Source organism: Citrobacter sp. wls718 (assembly GCF_005280945.1).
GTDB classification, from domain to species: domain Bacteria; phylum Pseudomonadota; class Gammaproteobacteria; order Enterobacterales; family Enterobacteriaceae; genus Citrobacter; species Citrobacter gillenii.
Genome location: NZ_SZWV01000106.1, coordinates 87,776 through 106,336, shown reverse-complemented (window position 1 = coordinate 106,336; position 18,561 = coordinate 87,776). Strand labels below are relative to the sequence as shown.

Here is an 18,561-nt window from a genome sequence, read left to right as displayed (position 1 = left end):
TCCGTCATATGCAATTTAATATCCCTACATTGCTCACGCTGTTTCGCGTCATTCTGATCCCATTCTTTGTATTGGCGTTTTATCTGCCATTTACCTGGGCTCCCTTTGTTAGTGCGCTGATCTTCTGTATCGCGGCGGTTACCGACTGGTTTGACGGATTTCTGGCACGCCGCTGGAACCAAAGTACGCGTTTTGGTGCCTTCCTCGATCCGGTCGCCGATAAAGTGCTGGTGGCTATCGCCATGGTGCTGGTGGCGGAGCACTACCACAGCTGGTGGGTAACATTACCTGCTGCGACGATGATCGCCCGTGAAATTATCATTTCAGCACTGCGCGAATGGATGGCCGAGCTGGGGAAACGCAACAGCGTAGCCGTGTCATGGATCGGTAAAGTCAAAACCGCCTCACAAATGGCGGCTCTCGCGTGGTTACTGTGGCGGCCAAATATCTGGGTTGAATATGCCGGGATCGCGCTTTTCTTCGTTGCTGCGATACTGACATTGTGGTCAATGTTCCAGTATTTGAGAGCTGCACGCGGAGATTTGCTTGATCAGTGATCGTTTCGACGCAAATTTCAGCAAACGATCGAAAGTGGTGAAAAATATCGTTGACTCAGTGCGTCAGGTAAGTAGAATGCAACGCATCGAACGGCAGCACAGATTGCCAGACGATAGTAAAATCAAGTGATTAACAAAGTTACTTGGTGATGCGGGAATAGCTCAGTTGGTAGAGCACGACCTTGCCAAGGTCGGGGTCGCGAGTTCGAGTCTCGTTTCCCGCTCCAAATTTAAAACATCGGCAATATGCGGGTGTTGGCTGAAAAGCCTGAAGATTTCGGCGCGTTAGCAAAGCGGTTATGTAGCGGATTGCAAATCCGTCTAGTCCGGTTCGACTCCGGAACGCGCCTCCAATTTCTTCCCGAGCCCGGATGGTGAAATCGGTAGACACAAGGGATTTAAAATCCCTCGGCTGTAAGGCTGTGTGGGTTCAAGTCCCACTCCGGGCACCATGGGAAAGAAAAGAATAATCAAAGCAATAAGCAGTGTCGTGAAACCACCGAAAGGTGGTTTTTTTGTTTTTGTACTCCATGTTCACCATTGTTTCGCCATAAAAAGAGGGCATTACTGCCTCACCGCAAAACAAAGTCGGGAAATTTGCCGCCACCACACTGTATATAAAGATATGGCAGCGGTTGACTGGCGAATGTTTGAAGTGTGAGTCTTGAATGACTGCCACTCGCGGCGGGTTGTACTTACCCAGTATGATGAATCAGAGATGTTTAATCTGACACCAGCCAGAACTCAGCCTCTTCAAACATTTCCTGAACGGTTCGGCTTATCTGTTCTTTCTCGTGCTTACTGGCATCTGTGTTGATCCCCGGTAGTGTCATCATCGGTTTAACTCGAACATCCGCATCCGGGAAGAGTCGGTGAACCCTCTTACTCAACTCACCTAAAATAATCTCCTTTGCACCCGGTAAACCCTCAAAATTTCTTTTGTCATAAACGAGTTCCACAAACATTGCACACTGCCTTTCTGGTGGATGAATATACAGTATTTATACTGTGTTTTTATCCACTATTCAAGAGGGCGTTAACGTGGGCATCCCTTCAGTTGCGACTGATATGTGCAATGGTCGCTGAAGTCCGGATTGAGCGATGACGGGCTCACCCGAATCCATACCTGACCAACCTGAAGAACGGCAATGTGTGATGACCGCTCCGTGAAAGAGTACGAGAAAGACCGTTTTCAATATTGCTCAATGAGGGGAATATCCTTATATTTGATTGAGTTGTATTGTTTTAACCCCTTATTCTACTGACATCGAGCAACGCTTGATTCATTAAAATATTCTGAGTAAACGGTATGAAGAAACCAAGCGACCATAAAAATGATCGCCTTCCGAAGCCAAGAACGAACTTTTCTGATCCCGATGTGAGAAAACGTGTCGTTGAAGGGTTGAATGATTCTGCAGCAAACGATTTTATTGCCCTTATTAATTGGCTGAGAATGGGTAAAAACGTAGGCGAGGCCATCCCTTTGGCGAAATGTCACAGCCTTCGTAATACGATTTCCAGGCTTGAAGCCCTAAAATGTGGTGTAAAAACCGATTGGAAAGACGTGCTCAAACTGATGGAGCGTACAATACAAAATAGCCACCAAGTTAAAGATATTGCGTCTGACCCATCGCAAATTGCCACTGGAATTATCAAAAATATGCATGAGATAAGCCAGAGTATAGCGTCAGGGAGCGCAACGCCTGAAATGCTGGCAAGGCTTCATAAAATGCATCAGATCACCTCCAGTCTGAAAGGAAGTGAAGATCTGACAAACAGTATTAACATGCTAATAGAAAGCACGCAGGATGCTTTGCGTGGCTATACGAGTCAAAAAGCAAAACCTAAGGTCAGGAAACCCATTAAGCAAAATTATGCCCAACGTGAAGATATGATACTCCGCAGCGAGTATGAGCCATTAATTGGCTTGAATGACATTTTCATGATAGCAAATCGCCTTATTTCTATGTCAACTCGATTGGGTTGCTCTCCTGTGACCTTGGCAAAACGAGTAGATGCTTTGAAAGGTGTAATTAACCCTGAAATTATGCCCGAATTGCTCGATCTCCTTCAGCAGGATGTCGAGCTGATGGCCCAGACTGTTCCGCTCCAGGTCAAAGATGATAATAGCCGTAGTGATGGTGGAAAACTTGTTGGATTGACGGGGATAGTCGAAGGCGGATCTTCTATAGGTGTTGAAGCTCAGCGAATAATCACAGCAGAGCTTAAAAGGCTTCCCCCGCTGACCAATGCTCAGCGAATATCTTTTGATACAGCGCGTGCAAGCTTGGCCTTAGAATGTGACACATTCAAGGTTATTGAAGAGATCAGGCGTATTGCAGCTTGCTTTAAATGGAGGCCGTTGGCTGTTGCTGCCTATGTTGCACACAAATCTCTTGGAATCAGGGCTGATATTGCTGGAGACGTGATTACCTTACTAGCGCAAGATGAGGCACTTTTAGAAAGTGCTAAATGCCCGTACTCATCCGGCCAACCGCAATCCAGTTGAGGTAGCGCTTGTGACATGCTTTACGTTCTCCGTTTTGTATCAGTTAAACCTCGCCTTGGTGTTCGGCTTGTGTGGATTCAAGTCCCATTCCAATTGAATAATTAAATCAATAAGCCGTGTCGTGAAACCACCTACGGGTGGTTTTGTTGTGCCTGTAATTTGTTGACCCGCATCGGCATCGTTTCTAAGGGCAAGGTTTCAATAGGCATCTACCTGCGAATCGGCGCCCCCAGCATAAAGCCTCCGCGAGCCGGGTTATTACTGAATCCATCGCGGGCGGGATTGTAACTCTGGTTCTGCCAACGATTAAATATAATCGGGTCGCTCATACCATCTTGAATCGCAAAAGGCCGGTGGATTTTGTTGTGGGACCTGAGCGTGAAACCGAAATCCTCCGTTCCTCCAACGATGATGACGCTGTTGCCGGTAGACAGCGCCGCACTTAATTCACGCTCTCTTGCGGCCTGGTCCTGTAAGGTGCTGGCAATAGCACAGAATGACGTCATCAACAGTACGGTGAAGGCTAAGTATGAACGTACCCGTGGCCGTTTCATGATGAATACCTGATAAAAATGTGGCTATTCAAGTATAGCGTTTGGCAGCGTTGGTACCCGACGTAGGTATGATTAATTTTACCGCTGTGTCTGTGAAAATAATGATTATCCAGCCAGTCAGCACCGCTGAATTCCCCCCTATAATGAAAGCAGGTAACAGGTGATAGCTCCTGTTTGCAGACCCTACTGATGCAGGAGACGATCATGAGAGGCTTACTCTCTTTGACGATGATGTCTGCAACGTTACTCGTTTTTAGCGCGATAGCGTATCCAGTAGCAGTGAGCGTTGCTGTGGAGTCTGTGCCGTCGCAAGACCCCATCAGTCGTTATCAACAAAGGTTTGATCAAATACAATCCTATCAGGTTGTTATGCGTTCCTCGTCCACGACAGAGGCGAGCAAAATTATTCGCTATAGCTATAAAAAACCCGGCTATGTACGAATGGACTTCACCCAACCGCATGCTGGTGCGGTACTGACCTATAACCCCGATAGTGGGAAGGTGACGTTGTGGCCATTTGGGCTAGGAACGTTGCCTGTTTTGACGCTGTCGCCCACTAATTCACTGATTCAGGATGAGCGCGGTCATCGTGTGGACCGGTCTGACATCGGCGTTTTGCTGGGGAATATTCGCCGTCTGCAGCGTGAGGGAACCACCACCACCCTTGGCGTGGAGAATCTATCCGGGCGCTCGGTCACCTATGTCTCGGTGGTGGGGCCGAAGGCAATGGTTGTTGATGGTATTCATCGCTATGACCTTTGGTTAGATAGCTATTATGGGCTGCCTGCCAAAGTGATGAGCTACACGCTGGAGGGAAAACTGCTGGAAACGGTGCTTATGGACTCACTGATCGTTAACGTCCGTTTTCCTGCCAATTTCTTCACACCTTGAAGGAGCCAGCGTAATGGCCGAATATCAGTTTTCTACCGTCTGGCGGGTTGAGGCGTCACTCCAGGAGGTCTGGGAGGTGTTCTCGCATCCGGACCAGTGGCCAGAGTGGTGGGTAAGTCTGGAGCGAGTCACCGAAATTAAGAAAGGTGATGGGCTGGGTATCGGCGCGTTGCACCGTTATACCTGGAAAGGGGCGCTACCGTATCGTTTAACCTTTGATATTAATGTACTGAATATTCAGCCGTGTTCTCTGCTCGAAGGAGAAGCCTGCGGTGAGGTTGAAGGTCGTGGGGTATGGTCTTTTGTCGAATTAGGTAAGGAGACACTCGTCAGATACGACTGGAACATTCGCACCACGCTTCGCTGGATGAACTATCTTGCCCCGCTGGCAGCCCCCGTATTTCGCTGGAATCACGATACGGTTATGCGCGAGGGCGCAAGAGGACTGGCCCGCAAATTAGGCGCTCCTGTGTATATGTTTTAATTTAATGGCGAGCCAGGTAAAGGGACTCGCATATTTTATGCATTCTTTGCCTTTTTTCTTATTGCGCCTGTACTCTTGTGGTCGAAAGTGGCTTAATCGGTTCTCTTTTCATTCACAGTTAACAGGTCTGTTATTGATGAATAATCCCCATCGACTCGCCTTTTTACGTCAGCGTCTGTCTGCTGTGATGATCGCCTACGCTCGCCGTGGCTCAACTCTCATAATATGGACAGACAGCAATGCAACGTCGCCAGTTTCTTAAAAATAGCGTACTCCTTTCTGCCGCCGGATTCGTCGGCCCTTCGATAGTTAGCCAGACAGTACAAGCCGCAGAGCCGTTAGCAGCGCCGGTGGCGCGTCGACGTTTTGTGTTATCACAAACCTATCAGCTCAATCCACCTCAGGGATCGCGTGGCGTGGTGAAGCTGTGGATACCGCTGCCGGTAGACACCGCGTTTCAGCAGATGACAAACCTTGTCTTTACCGGCAATTATAAGCAGGCGTACGTCACCACTAATAACACCTACGGCGCCAAAACGCTGTTTGCCAGTTGGCCCGATTCGCAGGGTGAGTTGCTGATAAAGGTCGATATTGAGATTGAAACGACCGACTGGGAACCGCTGAAACATGACGCGCTAAAAACCTGGCAAGCGCCGGCGCAGATTATTTACCCGCTGGATGTCAAACCGTATCTGCTGCCGACAGCGCATACGCCCATCGATGGCCTGGTTCAGGAAACCGCGCGTAAAATTACCGGGACGGAGCAGGACCCACTGAAAAAAGCACGCCTTATTTATGAGTGGGTGAGTCGCTATATGGAGCGTGATAATGACGTGATTGGCTGCGGGACAGGCGATGTCGCAGAGATCCTGAAAAGCGGCAAGCTTAAGGGAAAATGTACCGACATGAGTTCCGTTTTTGTGGCCCTGGCTAGGGCTAGCGGCATTCCTGCGCGTGAACTGTTTGGCATCCGCCTGGGGAAAGCCGTTAAGCTGGAACGCTATTCGAAAAGCGCGTTTGGCAAAGCCGACAGCGCAGGGGTTGCCGATGTTAGTGGTGGACAGCACTGTCGTGCTGAGTTCTACCTGGCCGGCTACGGCTGGTTGCCGTGCGACCCGGCAGACGTGACCAAAATGCGTTTGGCAGAGAAAAAAGCCCATCAGGATGCCGATGTCCAGGCCGTGAACGCTTACCTGTTTGGTAACTGGGAAATGAACTGGGTGGGTTTCAACTACGGACGCGATTTTGAACTGTATCCGGCAACCGAGCAGGGTGCGATGAACAACTTTGGTTACCCTTATGCTGAAGTGGACGGCGATCCGATCAATTTCTATGACCCTAAAGCGTTCTCTTACCGCTATGTCGCAACAGAACAACGCTAAGGGGGCGGGATTAACCCTGCTGACGGCCGCTGCGGCGGCTATCACCGCAGGTCTGTGCTGCGTCGGGCCGCTGTTATATCTGCTGTTTGGTATTTCCGCGGCGGGCTTTGCGGTATTCACCCAGGCTGAATTTTTACGTATCCCCCTGATGGTGCTGACGTTAGGGTTATTATTACGCGTCTTCTGGCGACTCTATTTTTCTAAACGGTTGTGGTGCGCCGGGCGGTTAACCTTGACGCAGATGCGCGTTCTATACTGGTTCGCCGTGGCGCTGATTTTGCCGGTGTTATTCTACCCCACGCTGGTGGCCTGGTTTTATGAGGTGTTTGAATGAAAAAAGTAATGCTGCTGGGATGGTTATTACTGCCGTTATGGGTACAGGCCGCCAATCAAAAAGTGGTGCTGGATATCCAAAATATGACCTGCTCGCTGTGCGTTATTTCGGTGAACCAGGCGCTGCGCGAAACCGACGGCGTGATCAAAGCCAAATCTTCGCTTAAGACTCGACAGGCCGAAGCCATCGTGCCCCACGGTTTTTCTACTGATACGCTGCTGAACGCAGTGGCGAAAACCGGATACACGGCCACGCTAAACCGTATTGAGCAACAGTAAGCCGTTTATGCCTATTGGTATCAGTTATTCTGCCAGCCATGTAAGATACTCACAGGCAGGAATTATTGACTAAGGAAAAGCGTTATGAAAACGGGACCGTTAAACGAGAGCGAGCTGGAATGGCTGGATGATGTACTGACCAAGTACAATACCGACAAAGCGATTCTGGATGTCTCAGAGCTGGACGGCTTGCTGACGGCAGTGCTCAGTTCACCTTTTGAAATTGAGCCAGAGCAGTGGCTGGTCGCGATATGGGGCGGCGCGCAGTATGTCCCTCGCTGGTCATCCGAAAAAGAAATGGCGCGTTTTATGAACCTGGCGTTTCAGCACATGGCGGATACCGCCGATCGTCTGGATGAATTCCCGGAGCAGTTTGAACCGTTGTTTGGCCTGCGCGAAATTGAAGGCCATGAGCTGACGATTGTGGAAGAGTGGTGCTTTGGCTATATGCGCGGTGTGGCGTTGTCTGACTGGTCCACATTACCGGATTCGTTAAAACCCGCGCTTGAGGCGATTGCGCTGCACGGGACGGAAGAAAACTTCGAGGTGGTGGAAAAACTGACCCCAGAGGCGTTTGAAGAGAGCGTTGAGGCTATCCGTCTGGCGGCGCTGGATCTACACGCGTATTGGATGGCGCACCCGCAGGAAGCCCCGGCGAAGGTACCGGTTAAAGTCGATGCCAAGGTAGGACGTAACGATCCGTGCCCGTGCGGCAGCGGTAAAAAATATAAGCAGTGCTGTCTGCACTAAGACAATGGGGGCATTAAGCCCCCTTTTTTTTAACCCACTTCTGGCAGCAGTCCTGCCGCAATTGAAAACTGCACCGCTATCACCACAATCCCGCAAATAAACACCAGTGCCAGTGCCGGAGCGCCGCCGGCAACGCGATACGTCGCCTGAGGATTGTGTTTTCTGCTCTGCCAGACCAGCATCGACGGGATCAGCAGCGCCAGCACCGCGAGGGCCACGCCTGCGTATCCCAGTGCCATGACAAACCCGCGCGGGTAGAAGAGGGCGAAGGCCAACGGCGGCAGGAATGTCACTATGCCGGTCTGCAGTCTTCCGGCTGCAGTATTACGGCGCTGGAAGAGGTCAGCCAGATAATCAAATAAGCCCAGCGCCACACCCAGGAAGGAGGTCGCCAGTGCGAGGTCGGCAAACAGATGCACTGCCAGCTCAACGTGCGGTGAGGCCACCACTTCACGTAACGCCTGTAATAAACCGTTTAAGCCCGCATGATCGGCGAGCAGCCCCATAAAGGTTGATGAGTTGATACTGCCGAGTGTGGCCAACTGCCAGAAAATATAGGCGACCAGCGGGATGGCGCTACCGGTAATAAACACCCAGCGTAATTTACGGATATTGCCGTTCATATAGCTGACAATGCTGGGAACGCTGCCGTGAAAACCGAATGAAGTGAAGATAACCGGAATGGCAGAAAGCGCCAGACCCTGCTGCAGCGGTAGCGTGAGGAGATTGACTTTATGGACGTGCGGCATCAGCAACGCCAACATAACGACCAGAAAAATAATTTTGGCGCTGAACAGCAGGCGGTTGAACAGATCAACCAATGAAGTGCCTACACATACCACCCCCCCGGCAACAAAGGTGAACAGTAATACGCCCATCGTTGGGGATATGCTGGTGCCGGTCCAATCACTGATGCTCGAGGCCAAAAGTTCACCCGCACCGCTGATGTACGCCGCTGTGAGCGCATACATCAAAAACATCATGCTAAAGCCGGTGATCCACTGTCCGTAGCGACCGAGATAGCGTTTTGCCAGCGTGCCGAGTCCGGTGTCTGCCGGGACATGCTGATACACTTCGAGCAGCAACAGCGCGGTGTAGCACATCAGTGCCCATAGCCCAACTAACAACACCAGCGTGACGCTAAATCCCACGCCCGCCGCAGCCAATGGCATCGCCAGCATACCGGCGCCAATCGTGGTTCCCGCCACGATAAAAACACTACCCAGAGTTCTATTCTTCACGCTTTCCTCTGTCCCAGAGATAGTCAACAGTTGTATCTGCGGCGCAGAGTAAGGCATAACGCTATTTTCGTCAAATGGCCGTTACAATACGTGTATAATTATATTTACACTTGGTGAGTGGTTAAGATGTATTCCAGATGACATTTTTCTGCGTTAGCGCAAAGCAGCATAAAGCCGTTCACATTAGGCTATGGGCTTTATTGAGGAGAATGTATGGAATCTATTCACGGCCACGAAGTACTCAACATGATGATTGAGTCTGGCGAACAGTATTCAAATGCCAGCCTTGAAGCGGCGATTACAGCACGTTTTGGCGAGCAGGCACGTTTTCATACCTGTTCTGCTGAGGGCATGACGGCGGCTGAGCTGGTGGCGTTCTTAGCAGCGAAGGGGAAGTTTATTGCCAGAGACGACGGCTTCTCTACGCACGAAAGTAAGATCTGCCGCCATTAATATTCCTGGCTAACGGTAGTATAGCGCCACCGTTAGCCAACAGAATTAATTCTGTGTATCAAGCGTGGCCAGTTCTCTGTCGATGAAATAAAGACCTTCACCGCTTTTGCCTGCCAGCGTTAATTTATCAATAACCGATTTAAATAATTTCTCTTCTTCGTGCTGCTCGGCAACATACCATTGCAGGAAATTAAAGGTCGGATAATCCTGATGGGTCATTGCCGCATGCGCCAGTTCATTAATTTTCTGGGTGATCAGCTGTTCGTGTTCATAGGTAACGCGGAACAGTTCATCCAGTGACGCGTATTCAGCAAACGGTGATGGCACGGTATTAATGCACGGCAAGCTGCCGGTGTCGGTCAGGTAGTCAAACAGACGCTGCATATGCGTCATCTCTTCCTGTGCATGGCGACGCAAGAACGCGGCGGCGCCTTCAAAGCTGTGATAGCTGCACCACGCACTCATCTGTTGGTAGAGCAGAGATGAATATAATTCAAGATTCATTTGCTCATTCAGTTGGTCGATCATTTCTGTTTTCAGCATGGTTCTGCTCCACGAACGGTAATTATATATTGATGTGGCATCACTATAATTTGTTATTTATTTATTTGCAAAAGGTAAAATAATAATTTTAATTATTAAAAATGCGAATGGGAATAAAACGCATTAACAATATTAGATCGTAAAAATAAACCCGGCGTAATAAAAGACCAGCAGCAATATACTGGTCTGCATATTAGTAATTAAAAGAGGGGGATTGTGGGACGGCGACGCTGTGGCACTGCCAGGCGAGCGTGATGGTGGTATTCATGCACAAGGAGCCGGCATAAACGCTGCAGGTGGCAACCGGTTGGCCAAACGCCACCGCGCTGGCGTATCCCATCCGCTGACATTCCTTTGTCGCCGTACCCTGGGCAACATAATCGTCGGTACGAGCCGTCTGCAGCATGGCCTGGTTGTAAGTCAAGCGCACTACACCGGTGATAGGGCTGGCTTCGCTGACCTGTGCCTGTTTAGTGATAGTGCATCCCGTCAGCACGAGCGGCAATAGGGTTAGGATTAGGGTCTTCATGATATCGCTCTGAAAGTTCGGTGATAGGCTATCCTTGCATACACTGCGGCCTGACAATGGCCTGAATAACTTAACGATCACCTGCAAGTAATCACAACGGCGTCTTCGGTATGAGGCAAATCGGTTCTTTCAAAGGAAAAATGTGAGCACATCATTACTTTTTAAAACTAAATTTCATTAAATTTGAAAGTGAGTTTGCAAAATAGTAATGTGGCCTGAATGTTATGACTCATGGCGGAACCCCCGCGACGTATTCAGGAGAAGACACAATGAAAATTGCATTGATGATGGAAAACAGCCAGGCAAGCAAAAACGCGATCATTCATAACGAGCTTAAAGCCGTTGCTGATGAGAAAGGTTTCCCGGTGTTTAACGTTGGTATGAGCGATGAAAATGACCATCATCTGACCTATATTCATCTTGGCATTATGGCCAGCATTCTGCTCAATTCTAAAGCTGTCGATTTTGTCGTCACCGGTTGCGGTACGGGTCAGGGCGCCATGATGTCGCTGAATATCCATCCGGGCGTCGTGTGCGGCTATTGCCTCGACCCGGCAGATGCGTTCCTGTTCGCACAAATCAACAACGGTAATGCGCTCTCCCTGGCGTTTGCGAAAGGTTTCGGCTGGGGCGCAGAGCTGAACGTACGCTATATGTTCGAAAAAGCCTTCACGGGGCGTAACGGCGAGGGTTATCCGCCGGAGCGTAAAGAGCCACAGGTGCGTAACGCCGGTATTCTGAATCAGGTTAAAGCGGCGGTCGTCAAAGAAAACTATCTTGATACTCTGCGCGCTATCGATCCCGAATTGGTGAAAACGGCTGTATCCGGCCCGCGTTTCCAGCAGTGTTTCTTTGAAAACTGCCAGGACAAAGCGATTGAAGCGTTTGTCCGTGAAATCATTGGCTAAATGCTGTTGGCCCGGCGGCGCACGCTTGTCCGGGCTTATCGGTTCTTGTTTGACACCGCACAGCCTGCGTCGCGAGTGAGCCGCAACGTATCCACCATGCCGATCAGGCAAATAATAGCAATTACCACAAAGGCCAGACGGAAGCTAATGCCGGGCACATGGCTCAGCGCCAGCCACTTGCTGACTTCATCACCCATTCTGATGCCAATTGCCGCCAGCGAAATCCCTAACCCTACCGCTAATTGCGTGGCCGTGCTGAACAGCGTATTGGCGTAGCTCATCTGCGAAGCGGGAACATCAGCGAAGGCCAGCGTGCTGACACCGGTAAACTGGATCGAGCGGAACACGCCGCCCAGATACAGCACCAGTAAAATCACCCACACTGGCGTTTGCGGGGTAATCAACGCGCAGGCCAGTAGCGCCAGTACGTTCAGCGCACCGTTAATCAACAGCAGCTTTTTAAAGCCCAGCCAGCGAATCAACGGCGTAGTCGCAGGTTTGATCGTCAGATTGCCGACAAACACCGCCAGCACTAATGAGCCGGCATGAAAGGCGTTCATGCCAAAGCCGACCTGAAACATCAACGGCAGCAAAAAGGGTACCGCGCTGATAGACGCACGAAACAGCGACCCGCCGTACATCGTGACGCGAAACGTCGGGACCTGCAGGGCATCGAGACGAATCATCGGCCAGGCAGCATGGCGAAAATGGCGCAAAGCGAACAGAAAGGTGACGACCCCAAGCGTAAGTAGGCCAGCAGTTAGCCAGCCTTGAGGCTGTTGTGCGCCCAATAACTCCATGGCATACACCAGACTAACCATGGCAACCGAGGTGGCAATAAAGCCGGGGATGTCGAAGGGGCGGCGTTCATCATCATGGATATCGGGGATGAAGCGTAACGCCAGGGCTATCGCCAGTAATCCCAACGGGACATTAATAAAGAAGATCCAGCGCCAGTCGGCATAGCTAGTGATAAACCCGCCGAGCGGGGGACCGATGATAGGGGCGACTAATGCCGGCCAGGTCAGGGTGGCAATGGCAGTGATTAACTGGTGCTTTGGCGTGGTGCGCAGCACCGCGAGGCGACCAACCGGCACCATCAGTGCACCGCCCACTCCCTGTAGGATACGCATCGCTACAAAGCTTTCGAGGCTGGTAGATAACCCGCACAGCACTGAGGCGAGGGTAAAGATGGTCAGCGCCAGACTAAATACCTTACGCGCGCCGAAGCGATCGGCAATCCAGCCGCTGGCAGGGATCAGAACCGCCAGGGTGATCAGATAAGCGCTGATGCCAATGTTGAGATCGACCGCCTCAACGCCAAAGCTTTTTGCCATATCGGGTAGGGCGGTGGCGATGACCGTGCCATCGATAAACTCCATAAAAAAAGCCCCGGCAACGAGCAAGGCCGCCGGGGAGAGGCCACGTTTATTCTCAACCGCTACATCGTTACTCATGTTGTGCTTGCCATCTCAAATGAAATTCACGGGATCTTTTTATTTTCAGTGCAGCTGTACTCTCCGCACTGCTATCGTTTCGCACGCTGAATGGGTACTATGACAACCTTTCTATAAGGAGCTCATTATGTCCCAAACACTGAATGCCGATCAGGAACTGCTCTCGGACGTTGTTGCCTGCCAGCTGGTTATTAAGCAAATTCTGGATGTTATTGATGTCATTGCCCCGGTCGAAGTGCGGGAAAAAATGTCCAGCCAGCTGAAAAGCATCGATTTTTCCAGTCATCCCGCAGGTGGCGATCCGGTTACGATGCGCGCTATTCAAAAAGCCGTTGCGTTGATCGAACTGAAGTTCACGCCGCAAAGTGAGTCTCACTAAAATAAACCGTTGTTTCAGGTTTTAGAAAGGTTTTTTTGCGCCTCTTGGATACAGAGGCGCAGACAGGGTAGTGCCGAGTATCAGTGATGCTGGTGGTTAACGACGTTTAGCAGATGCTTATCCGTTTGCGCCATACACAGTCCGGCGCGTTTGGCGCTACGAACCTCATCAAGAATCGTTTGCAACAGCACACCATCCTGCTGCTGCTCTTTTTCCAGATCGTGAAGAAAATCAACGGTTGGCGCATCGTTCAATGCTTCTGCTTCATTTGTTAAGCGTGACAGTGTGTTGGCTCGCTGTTGATATTCATCCAGCGTTTTTTGAAATAAGTCTTCAAGAGATGTCAACTCATCGCCTGGCACGTCGATGGCTTTGACAATGGGGTTGGCACCCGCGCTTTTCATAAAATTAAACACGCGCATCATTTGCGTGACGTTGCTCTGTGCCTGCGTACGCAGAAACGTTGCGGTGCCGGTCAGACTGTGCTCGTAGCACCATTCACTAAGGTGAAGGTAGAGGTTTGAAGCATAAAACTCAAGATTCATTTGGGTGTTGAGTTTGTGAACAATTCCAACTGCAGCCATATCAATATCCTTATTTCCAGAAAGGAAAATGTACGTTACTCACGTCAGTACAACGGGCTGCCGTTGCACTTTACATCTACGTACACGTAATACTGTTAGCAGAATAAATCCGTTCTGCCGGTCCTTTATATGATCACTGAGGCAATTCTATGCCGATCGAAAATAAGCATAGCGCCTGCTCACGCATAAGAAAATCCTTAAATCTTCGTATTTATGTTTTTTTACATATTGTTATAAGAATATTCTTGCTCTTAATATTTTGATGTATAGCGGGAGTGAATGTAACGAACTGATTTTAAAGTTGTTAAAGTTAAATAAAGATAATGAAGTGGCGTTTCATATCACAAAATTAAATTTTCCGACAAGGTATCCTCGGTGCGAGTTCTCAATATTTGACGTTTTTTTTGCGCCTGATCAATTTTACTGAATTGCATTAATCAAATGACATTAATAATTCGACATTTATGGTTTGATTGATGTGGATAAATCGAGGAGTTAAGTATGAAAAAGGTCGCGGTGCTGCTGGCACCCGGTTTTGAAGAGGCTGAAGCCATTGTCACCATCGATATTCTTCGCCGTCTGCATATTGACGTTGAGACGCTGGCCTGCGCCGAGTCCCGTGCGGTAGTGAGCTATCACGATATTCCGATGGTCACTGACAGCACCCTGGCTGCCCGCCTGGAGACGATGTATGACGCCGTCGTGTTACCCGGTGGGCCGCAGGGCAGCGTGAATCTTGCCGCCAGCGATGCGGTTGTCCAGTTTATTGCACGTCATGATGCCGCCGGAAAACTGATTTGTCCGGTGTGCTCGGCCGCCGCCCGGGTTCTGGGAGGCAACGGCCTGCTGAAGGGCCGTCGCTACGTGTGCTCAGGGGATTTGTGGCAAAACGTCACGGAGGGTGAATACATCGACGCGCCGGTAGTCGAAGATGGCAATCTGATCAGCGGCAAAGGCTTAGGTCATATTTTTGATTTTGCTTTTGCCGTTTCTGCTCGTCTGCTGGAAGATGATGCCCCTGTTCGCGACCATGCCGAACATATTTATTACCCCTGGTAATCATTGTGTTCCCGAATGTGTGCATTCGGGAACAAGGATTCACTGACTGACGTTATGGATTAATCTGCTACGCCTCATTTTTCCCACCAAAAAAACCGCGTTTTTTTATGTCATTTCCCACTGAATTTATGTACGCAATTACTGTAATTCTGTGGTGTGATGCCGCTCTCTTATGGAGAATCAATTTCCCGCTACAACTACTCTCAGCACTGGCATTGATCTTATCAATAAAAGGTAATGCCTTGTTTTACGTCCGAATTACAAAAAATCGTCTGATTTTACCCTACATAAAAGAACGTTAAAGCTGGAGTTAACCATGCACAAATTCACTAAAGCGCTGGCGGCCATCGGTTTGGCTGCCGTTATGTCACAATCCGCTATCGCTGAATCCATGAAGCTCGGTTTCCTGGTCAAGCAGCCGGAAGAACCCTGGTTCCAGACTGAATGGAAATTTGCGGATAAAGCCGGTAAAGACCTTGGTTTTGAAGTGATTAAGATTGCCGTCCCGGATGGTGAGAAAACCCTGAATGCCATCGACAGCCTTGCGGCAAGTGGCGCAAAAGGCTTTGTTATTTGTACGCCGGATCCCAAGCTCGGGCCTGCGATTATGGCAAAGGCGCGTGGCTATGACATGAAAGTGATCGCTGTCGATGACCAGTTTGCCAACGCCAAAGGTAAGCCGATGGACACCGTGCCGCTGGTGATGATGGCGGCCACTAAAATTGGTGAGCGTCAGGGCGAGGAATTGTACAAAGAAATGCAAAAACGCGGCTGGGATGTGAAATCTTCTGCCGTGATGGCGATAACCGCCAACGAACTTGATACCGCGCGTCGTCGTACGTCCGGTTCAATGGACGCGCTCAAAGCGGCTGGCTTCCCGGAAAAACAGATCTATCAGGTTCCGACCAAATCTAACGATATCCCCGGCGCATTCGACGCCGCGAACTCCATGCTGGTTCAGCATCCTGAAGTTAAACACTGGTTGATTGTCGGCATGAATGACAACACCGTGCTGGGTGGCGTGCGTGCGACCGAAGGGCAGGGCTTTAAAGCACCAAACGTGATTGGTATCGGCATCAACGGCGTCGATGCGATTAGCGAACTGTCTAAAGGTGAAGCGACCGGCTTCTACGGCTCACTGCTGCCAAGCCCGGACGTACACGGCTATAAATCCAGTGAAATGCTTTACAACTGGGTGACCAAAGGGGCAGAGCCGCCGGCATTTACTGAAGTGACAGATGTGGTGCTGATCACCCGCGATAACTTCAAAGAAGAGCTGGCGAAAAAAGGGTTAGGTGGCAAGTAATACGTCATGCCGGATAAGACAAAATGTCTCTTATCCGGCCAACACATTACGCCCTCAGTAGGCCGGATAAGGCAACGCCGCTATCCGGCAACAGATTAGATTCACGGAGACGTTATGCAACAGTCTACCCCGTATCTCTCATTTCGCGGCATTGGCAAAACCTTCCCTGGCGTTAAGGCGCTAACGGATATTAGCTTTGACTGCTATGCCGGTCAGGTGCATGCACTGATGGGTGAAAATGGCGCCGGGAAATCAACATTATTAAAAATTCTCAGCGGTAACTATGCGCCAACGACGGGTTCTTTGGTGATCCGCGGCGAGGAGGTTTCGTTTGCGGACACCACCACCGCGCTGAACGCCGGTGTCGCCATTATTTACCAGGAACTGCATCTGGTGCCGGAAATGACCGTCGCCGAGAATATTTACTTAGGCCAACTGCCCCACAAGGGTGGGATTGTGAACCGCTCGCTGCTGAACTATGAAGCCGGTTTACAGCTAAAACATTTGGGGATGGATATCGATCCGGCCACGCCGTTGAAATATCTCTCCATTGGGCAGTGGCAAATGGTGGAAATTGCCAAAGCGCTGGCGCGTAACGCCAAAATCATCGCATTTGACGAGCCGACCAGCTCGCTTTCCGCCAGGGAGATAGAGAATCTGTTCCGCGTTATTCGCGAACTGCGCAACGAAGGGCGCATCATTCTGTATGTCTCGCACCGTATGGAAGAGATCTTCGCCCTCAGCGATGCGATTACCGTGTTTAAAGATGGGCAGTACGTTAAGACATTTACCGATATGCAGCAGGTCGATCACGAGGCGCTGGTGCAGGCTATGGTGGGGCGTGACCTCGGCGATATCTACGGCTGGAAATCTCGACCGTATGGCACAGAACGCCTGCGCTTGCATGAGGTTAAAGCGCCAGGCGTGCGTACGCCGATCAGTTTATCGGTGCGCAGTGGTGAAATCGTTGGGCTGTTTGGTCTGGTCGGGGCCGGGCGTAGCGAACTGATGAAAGGACTGTTTGGCGGAACACGAATCACCGAAGGTCAGGTGTTTATTGATGAAAAGCCGATTGATATCCGTAAACCCAGCCACGCGATTGAGGCCGGCATGATGCTGTGCCCGGAAGACCGCAAAGCCGAAGGAATTATTCCGGTCCATTCGGTTCGTAACAACATCAATATTAGCGCCCGGCGTAAACATGTTCTGGGCGGATGCCTGATTAACAACGGTTGGGAAGAGACTAACGCTGACCACCATATCCGCTCACTCAATATTAAAACGCCGGGAGCAGAGCAGCTGATCATGAACCTCTCTGGTGGTAACCAGCAGAAGGCGATTCTCGGCCGCTGGTTATCGGAAGATATGAAGGTGATTTTGCTCGATGAACCGACGCGCGGCATCGATGTGGGCGCGAAGCATGAAATTTATAACGTTATTTATGCCCTGGCGGCGCGCGGTGTTGCCGTGCTGTTTGCCTCCAGTGACTTGCCGGAAGTTCTTGGCGTCGCCGACCGTATTGTGGTGATGCGAGAAGGTGAAATTGCCGGTGTGTTGCTCCACGAACAGGCGGATGAGCGTCAGGCGTTGAGCCTTGCTATGCCTAAAGTCAGCCAGGCTGTAGCCTGAATAAGGAGAGTATGATGTCTTCCGTTTCTACATCGGGTTCTGGCGCAACCAAATCAGCGCTTAATCTTGGCAGAATTTGGGATCAGTACGGGATGCTGGTGGTGTTCGCCGTGCTGTTTCTGGTGTGCGCCCTCTTTGTGCCGAACTTTGCCTCCTTTATTAATATGAAGGGGCTGGGCCTGGCGGTTTCTATGTCGGGAATGGTCGCATGTGGGATGCTGTTTTGCCTGGCCTCCGGCGACTTTGACCTCTCCGTTGCGTCTGTAATTGCCTGTGCCGGGGTTACCACCGCGGTGGTCATCAACATGACCGAAAGTCTGTGGATAGGCGTCGCCGCCGGGTTGCTGCTGGGGGTTCTTTGCGGCCTGGTGAACGGCTTCGTGATTGCCCGTTTAAAAATAAACGCGCTGATTACCACGCTAGCGACCATGCAGATTGTGCGCGGTCTGGCCTACATTATCTCTGACGGTAAAGCGGTTGGAATCGAAGATGAGCGCTTCTTCGCCCTCGGCTATGCGAACTGGCTGGGTCTGCCTGCGCCTATTTGGTTAACCGTTGGCTGCTTCATTATTTTTGGCTTACTGCTGAATAAAACCACCTTTGGGCGTAACACGCTGGCTATTGGCGGTAATGAAGAAGCGGCGCGTCTGGCAGGTGTTCCGGTTGTCCGTACGAAGATTATTATCTTCATTCTTTCCGGTTTGGTCTCGGCCGTTGCGGGGATTATTCTGGCG

Annotated in this window: 22 protein-coding genes and 3 tRNA genes; 19 read left to right on the top strand and 6 right to left on the bottom strand. The window is 50.5% G+C overall.

Going from position 1 to position 18,561, the window contains the following annotated elements:
- The first annotated feature begins 8 nt into the window (after positions 1-8).
- The 4 genes from pgsA (at position 9) to FDW95_RS21195 (ending at position 1,009) form a co-directional block, all read left to right on the top strand.
- Complete coding sequence (gene pgsA / locus FDW95_RS21210) at positions 9-557, top strand: CDP-diacylglycerol--glycerol-3-phosphate 3-phosphatidyltransferase (protein WP_096757488.1); 549 nt, start codon at positions 9-11, stop codon at positions 555-557.
- 151 nt (positions 558-708) lie between these two features.
- Positions 709-784, top strand: a tRNA-Gly gene (locus FDW95_RS21205).
- A 52-nt stretch (positions 785-836) separates the two neighbouring features.
- Positions 837-910 (top strand) — tRNA-Cys (locus FDW95_RS21200).
- A gap of 12 nt (positions 911-922) precedes the next feature.
- A tRNA-Leu gene (locus FDW95_RS21195) sits at positions 923-1,009 on the top strand.
- Positions 1,010-1,279: 270 nt separating this feature from the next.
- Here FDW95_RS21195 and FDW95_RS21185 read toward each other — a convergent pair.
- Positions 1,280-1,522 (bottom strand): DinI family protein, encoded by a 243-nt coding sequence (locus FDW95_RS21185; protein WP_096757486.1) that lies wholly within the window; start codon positions 1,520-1,522, stop codon positions 1,280-1,282.
- Between the two features lie 344 nt (positions 1,523-1,866).
- On the opposite strand from FDW95_RS21185, the gene FDW95_RS21180 reads away from it, so the two are divergent.
- From FDW95_RS21180 to FDW95_RS21145, 8 genes are all read left to right on the top strand, one after another.
- On the top strand, positions 1,867-3,066 hold the full coding sequence (locus FDW95_RS21180; RefSeq protein ID WP_115258809.1) for a hypothetical protein: 1,200 nt from the start codon (positions 1,867-1,869) through the stop codon (positions 3,064-3,066).
- Positions 3,067-3,444: 378 nt separating this feature from the next.
- Positions 3,445-3,633 (top strand): hypothetical protein, encoded by a 189-nt coding sequence (locus FDW95_RS23255; RefSeq protein ID WP_170973037.1) that lies wholly within the window; start codon positions 3,445-3,447, stop codon positions 3,631-3,633.
- Positions 3,634-3,989: 356 nt separating this feature from the next.
- Positions 3,990-4,511 carry a DUF1571 domain-containing protein gene (locus tag FDW95_RS21170; protein WP_249359276.1) on the top strand — a complete coding sequence of 174 codons (522 nt, stop codon included), beginning with the start codon at positions 3,990-3,992 and terminating at the stop codon, positions 4,509-4,511.
- Between the two features lie 13 nt (positions 4,512-4,524).
- Positions 4,525-4,995, top strand: a complete 471-nt coding sequence (locus FDW95_RS21165) for an SRPBCC family protein (RefSeq protein WP_115258807.1) — start codon at positions 4,525-4,527, stop codon at positions 4,993-4,995.
- 239 nt (positions 4,996-5,234) lie between these two features.
- Positions 5,235-6,377, top strand: coding sequence for a transglutaminase family protein (locus FDW95_RS21160; protein ID WP_115258806.1), 1,143 nt, complete (start codon positions 5,235-5,237; stop codon positions 6,375-6,377).
- The gene (locus FDW95_RS21155) at positions 6,355-6,711 is read left to right on the top strand and encodes a mercuric transporter MerT family protein (RefSeq protein WP_115258805.1); all 357 of its coding nucleotides are present in this window, start codon (positions 6,355-6,357) and stop codon (positions 6,709-6,711) included. Before FDW95_RS21160 ends, FDW95_RS21155 begins: the two co-directional genes overlap by 23 nt.
- Positions 6,708-6,989, top strand: coding sequence for a heavy metal-associated domain-containing protein (locus tag FDW95_RS21150; protein WP_096757480.1), 282 nt, complete (start codon positions 6,708-6,710; stop codon positions 6,987-6,989). Before FDW95_RS21155 ends, FDW95_RS21150 begins: the two co-directional genes overlap by 4 nt.
- An 84-nt stretch (positions 6,990-7,073) precedes the next feature.
- On the top strand, positions 7,074-7,739 hold the full coding sequence (locus FDW95_RS21145) for a YecA family protein (RefSeq protein WP_096757479.1): 666 nt from the start codon (positions 7,074-7,076) through the stop codon (positions 7,737-7,739).
- 29 nt (positions 7,740-7,768) lie between these two features.
- Here the strand turns inward: FDW95_RS21145 and tyrP are convergent, their stop codons facing one another.
- Positions 7,769-8,980: a tyrosine transporter TyrP gene (gene tyrP, locus FDW95_RS21140; protein ID WP_115258804.1), complete on the bottom strand. Its 1,212-nt coding sequence runs from the start codon at positions 8,978-8,980 to the stop codon at positions 7,769-7,771.
- Positions 8,981-9,193: 213 nt separating this feature from the next.
- On the opposite strand from tyrP, the gene FDW95_RS21135 reads away from it, so the two are divergent.
- The gene (locus FDW95_RS21135) at positions 9,194-9,433 is read left to right on the top strand and encodes a YecH family metal-binding protein (protein WP_096757478.1); all 240 of its coding nucleotides are present in this window, start codon (positions 9,194-9,196) and stop codon (positions 9,431-9,433) included.
- Positions 9,434-9,478: 45 nt separating this feature from the next.
- Here FDW95_RS21135 and ftnA read toward each other — a convergent pair whose 3' ends face one another.
- Both ftnA and FDW95_RS21125 read right to left on the bottom strand, forming a co-directional pair.
- Positions 9,479-9,976 (bottom strand): non-heme ferritin, encoded by a 498-nt coding sequence (ftnA, locus tag FDW95_RS21130; RefSeq protein ID WP_096757477.1) that lies wholly within the window; start codon positions 9,974-9,976, stop codon positions 9,479-9,481.
- 193 nt (positions 9,977-10,169) lie between these two features.
- A complete protein-coding gene (locus tag FDW95_RS21125; protein ID WP_115258803.1) occupies positions 10,170-10,505 on the bottom strand; it encodes a YecR-like lipofamily protein in 336 nt (111 codons plus the stop codon).
- Positions 10,506-10,774: 269 nt separating this feature from the next.
- Here FDW95_RS21125 and FDW95_RS21120 point away from each other — a divergent pair, with 269 nt between their 5' ends.
- Positions 10,775-11,413, top strand: a complete 639-nt coding sequence (locus FDW95_RS21120) for an RpiB/LacA/LacB family sugar-phosphate isomerase (protein ID WP_115258802.1) — start codon at positions 10,775-10,777, stop codon at positions 11,411-11,413.
- Positions 11,414-11,448: 35 nt separating this feature from the next.
- Here the strand turns inward: FDW95_RS21120 and FDW95_RS21115 are convergent, their stop codons facing one another.
- Positions 11,449-12,870 (bottom strand): MFS transporter, encoded by a 1,422-nt coding sequence (locus tag FDW95_RS21115; RefSeq protein ID WP_115258801.1) that lies wholly within the window; start codon positions 12,868-12,870, stop codon positions 11,449-11,451.
- Between the two features lie 127 nt (positions 12,871-12,997).
- On the opposite strand from FDW95_RS21115, the gene FDW95_RS21110 reads away from it, so the two are divergent.
- A complete protein-coding gene (locus FDW95_RS21110; RefSeq protein WP_096757473.1) occupies positions 12,998-13,249 on the top strand; it encodes a DUF2766 family protein in 252 nt (83 codons plus the stop codon).
- Between the two features lie 80 nt (positions 13,250-13,329).
- Here the strand turns inward: FDW95_RS21110 and FDW95_RS21105 are convergent, their stop codons facing one another.
- Complete coding sequence (locus FDW95_RS21105; RefSeq protein ID WP_115258800.1) at positions 13,330-13,833, bottom strand: non-heme ferritin-like protein; 504 nt, start codon at positions 13,831-13,833, stop codon at positions 13,330-13,332.
- Positions 13,834-14,334: 501 nt separating this feature from the next.
- Here FDW95_RS21105 and FDW95_RS21100 point away from each other — a divergent pair.
- The 4 genes from FDW95_RS21100 to araH all read left to right on the top strand — a co-directional run.
- A complete protein-coding gene (locus tag FDW95_RS21100) occupies positions 14,335-14,892 on the top strand; it encodes a DJ-1/PfpI family protein (protein ID WP_115258799.1) in 558 nt (185 codons plus the stop codon).
- A gap of 316 nt (positions 14,893-15,208) precedes the next feature.
- Positions 15,209-16,198 (top strand): arabinose ABC transporter substrate-binding protein, encoded by a 990-nt coding sequence (locus FDW95_RS21095; protein ID WP_115258798.1) that lies wholly within the window; start codon positions 15,209-15,211, stop codon positions 16,196-16,198.
- Positions 16,199-16,312: 114 nt separating this feature from the next.
- Positions 16,313-17,827 carry an L-arabinose ABC transporter ATP-binding protein AraG gene (araG, locus tag FDW95_RS21090; RefSeq protein WP_115258797.1) on the top strand — a complete coding sequence of 505 codons (1,515 nt, stop codon included), beginning with the start codon at positions 16,313-16,315 and terminating at the stop codon, positions 17,825-17,827.
- A 14-nt stretch (positions 17,828-17,841) separates the two neighbouring features.
- Positions 17,842-18,561 (top strand): L-arabinose ABC transporter permease AraH (araH, locus tag FDW95_RS21085; protein WP_249359282.1); only part of this gene is annotated, 720 nt, incomplete at its 3' end.

Coding starts and splice junctions, on each gene's coding strand:
- FDW95_RS21170 (WP_249359276.1), top strand. CDS start 3,990: ATGCGTTCCTCGTCCACGACAGAGGCGAGCAAAATTATTCGCTATAGC.
- FDW95_RS21105 (WP_115258800.1), bottom strand. CDS start 13,833: ATGGCTGCAGTTGGAATTGTTCACAAACTCAACACCCAAATGAATCTT.
- FDW95_RS21095 (WP_115258798.1), top strand. CDS start 15,209: ATGCACAAATTCACTAAAGCGCTGGCGGCCATCGGTTTGGCTGCCGTT.
- FDW95_RS21115 (WP_115258801.1), bottom strand. CDS start 12,870: ATGAGTAACGATGTAGCGGTTGAGAATAAACGTGGCCTCTCCCCGGCG.
- FDW95_RS21135 (WP_096757478.1), top strand. CDS start 9,194: ATGGAATCTATTCACGGCCACGAAGTACTCAACATGATGATTGAGTCT.
- araG (WP_115258797.1), top strand. CDS start 16,313: ATGCAACAGTCTACCCCGTATCTCTCATTTCGCGGCATTGGCAAAACC.
- FDW95_RS21120 (WP_115258802.1), top strand. CDS start 10,775: ATGAAAATTGCATTGATGATGGAAAACAGCCAGGCAAGCAAAAACGCG.
- FDW95_RS21125 (WP_115258803.1), bottom strand. CDS start 10,505: ATGAAGACCCTAATCCTAACCCTATTGCCGCTCGTGCTGACGGGATGC.
- FDW95_RS21110 (WP_096757473.1), top strand. CDS start 12,998: ATGTCCCAAACACTGAATGCCGATCAGGAACTGCTCTCGGACGTTGTT.
- FDW95_RS21155 (WP_115258805.1), top strand. CDS start 6,355: ATGTCGCAACAGAACAACGCTAAGGGGGCGGGATTAACCCTGCTGACG.
- pgsA (WP_096757488.1), top strand. CDS start 9: ATGCAATTTAATATCCCTACATTGCTCACGCTGTTTCGCGTCATTCTG.
- FDW95_RS21165 (WP_115258807.1), top strand. CDS start 4,525: ATGGCCGAATATCAGTTTTCTACCGTCTGGCGGGTTGAGGCGTCACTC.
- FDW95_RS21150 (WP_096757480.1), top strand. CDS start 6,708: ATGAAAAAAGTAATGCTGCTGGGATGGTTATTACTGCCGTTATGGGTA.
- FDW95_RS21160 (WP_115258806.1), top strand. CDS start 5,235: ATGCAACGTCGCCAGTTTCTTAAAAATAGCGTACTCCTTTCTGCCGCC.
- ftnA (WP_096757477.1), bottom strand. CDS start 9,976: ATGCTGAAAACAGAAATGATCGACCAACTGAATGAGCAAATGAATCTT.
- FDW95_RS21145 (WP_096757479.1), top strand. CDS start 7,074: ATGAAAACGGGACCGTTAAACGAGAGCGAGCTGGAATGGCTGGATGAT.
- FDW95_RS21180 (WP_115258809.1), top strand. CDS start 1,867: ATGAAGAAACCAAGCGACCATAAAAATGATCGCCTTCCGAAGCCAAGA.
- FDW95_RS21185 (WP_096757486.1), bottom strand. CDS start 1,522: ATGTTTGTGGAACTCGTTTATGACAAAAGAAATTTTGAGGGTTTACCG.
- FDW95_RS21100 (WP_115258799.1), top strand. CDS start 14,335: ATGAAAAAGGTCGCGGTGCTGCTGGCACCCGGTTTTGAAGAGGCTGAA.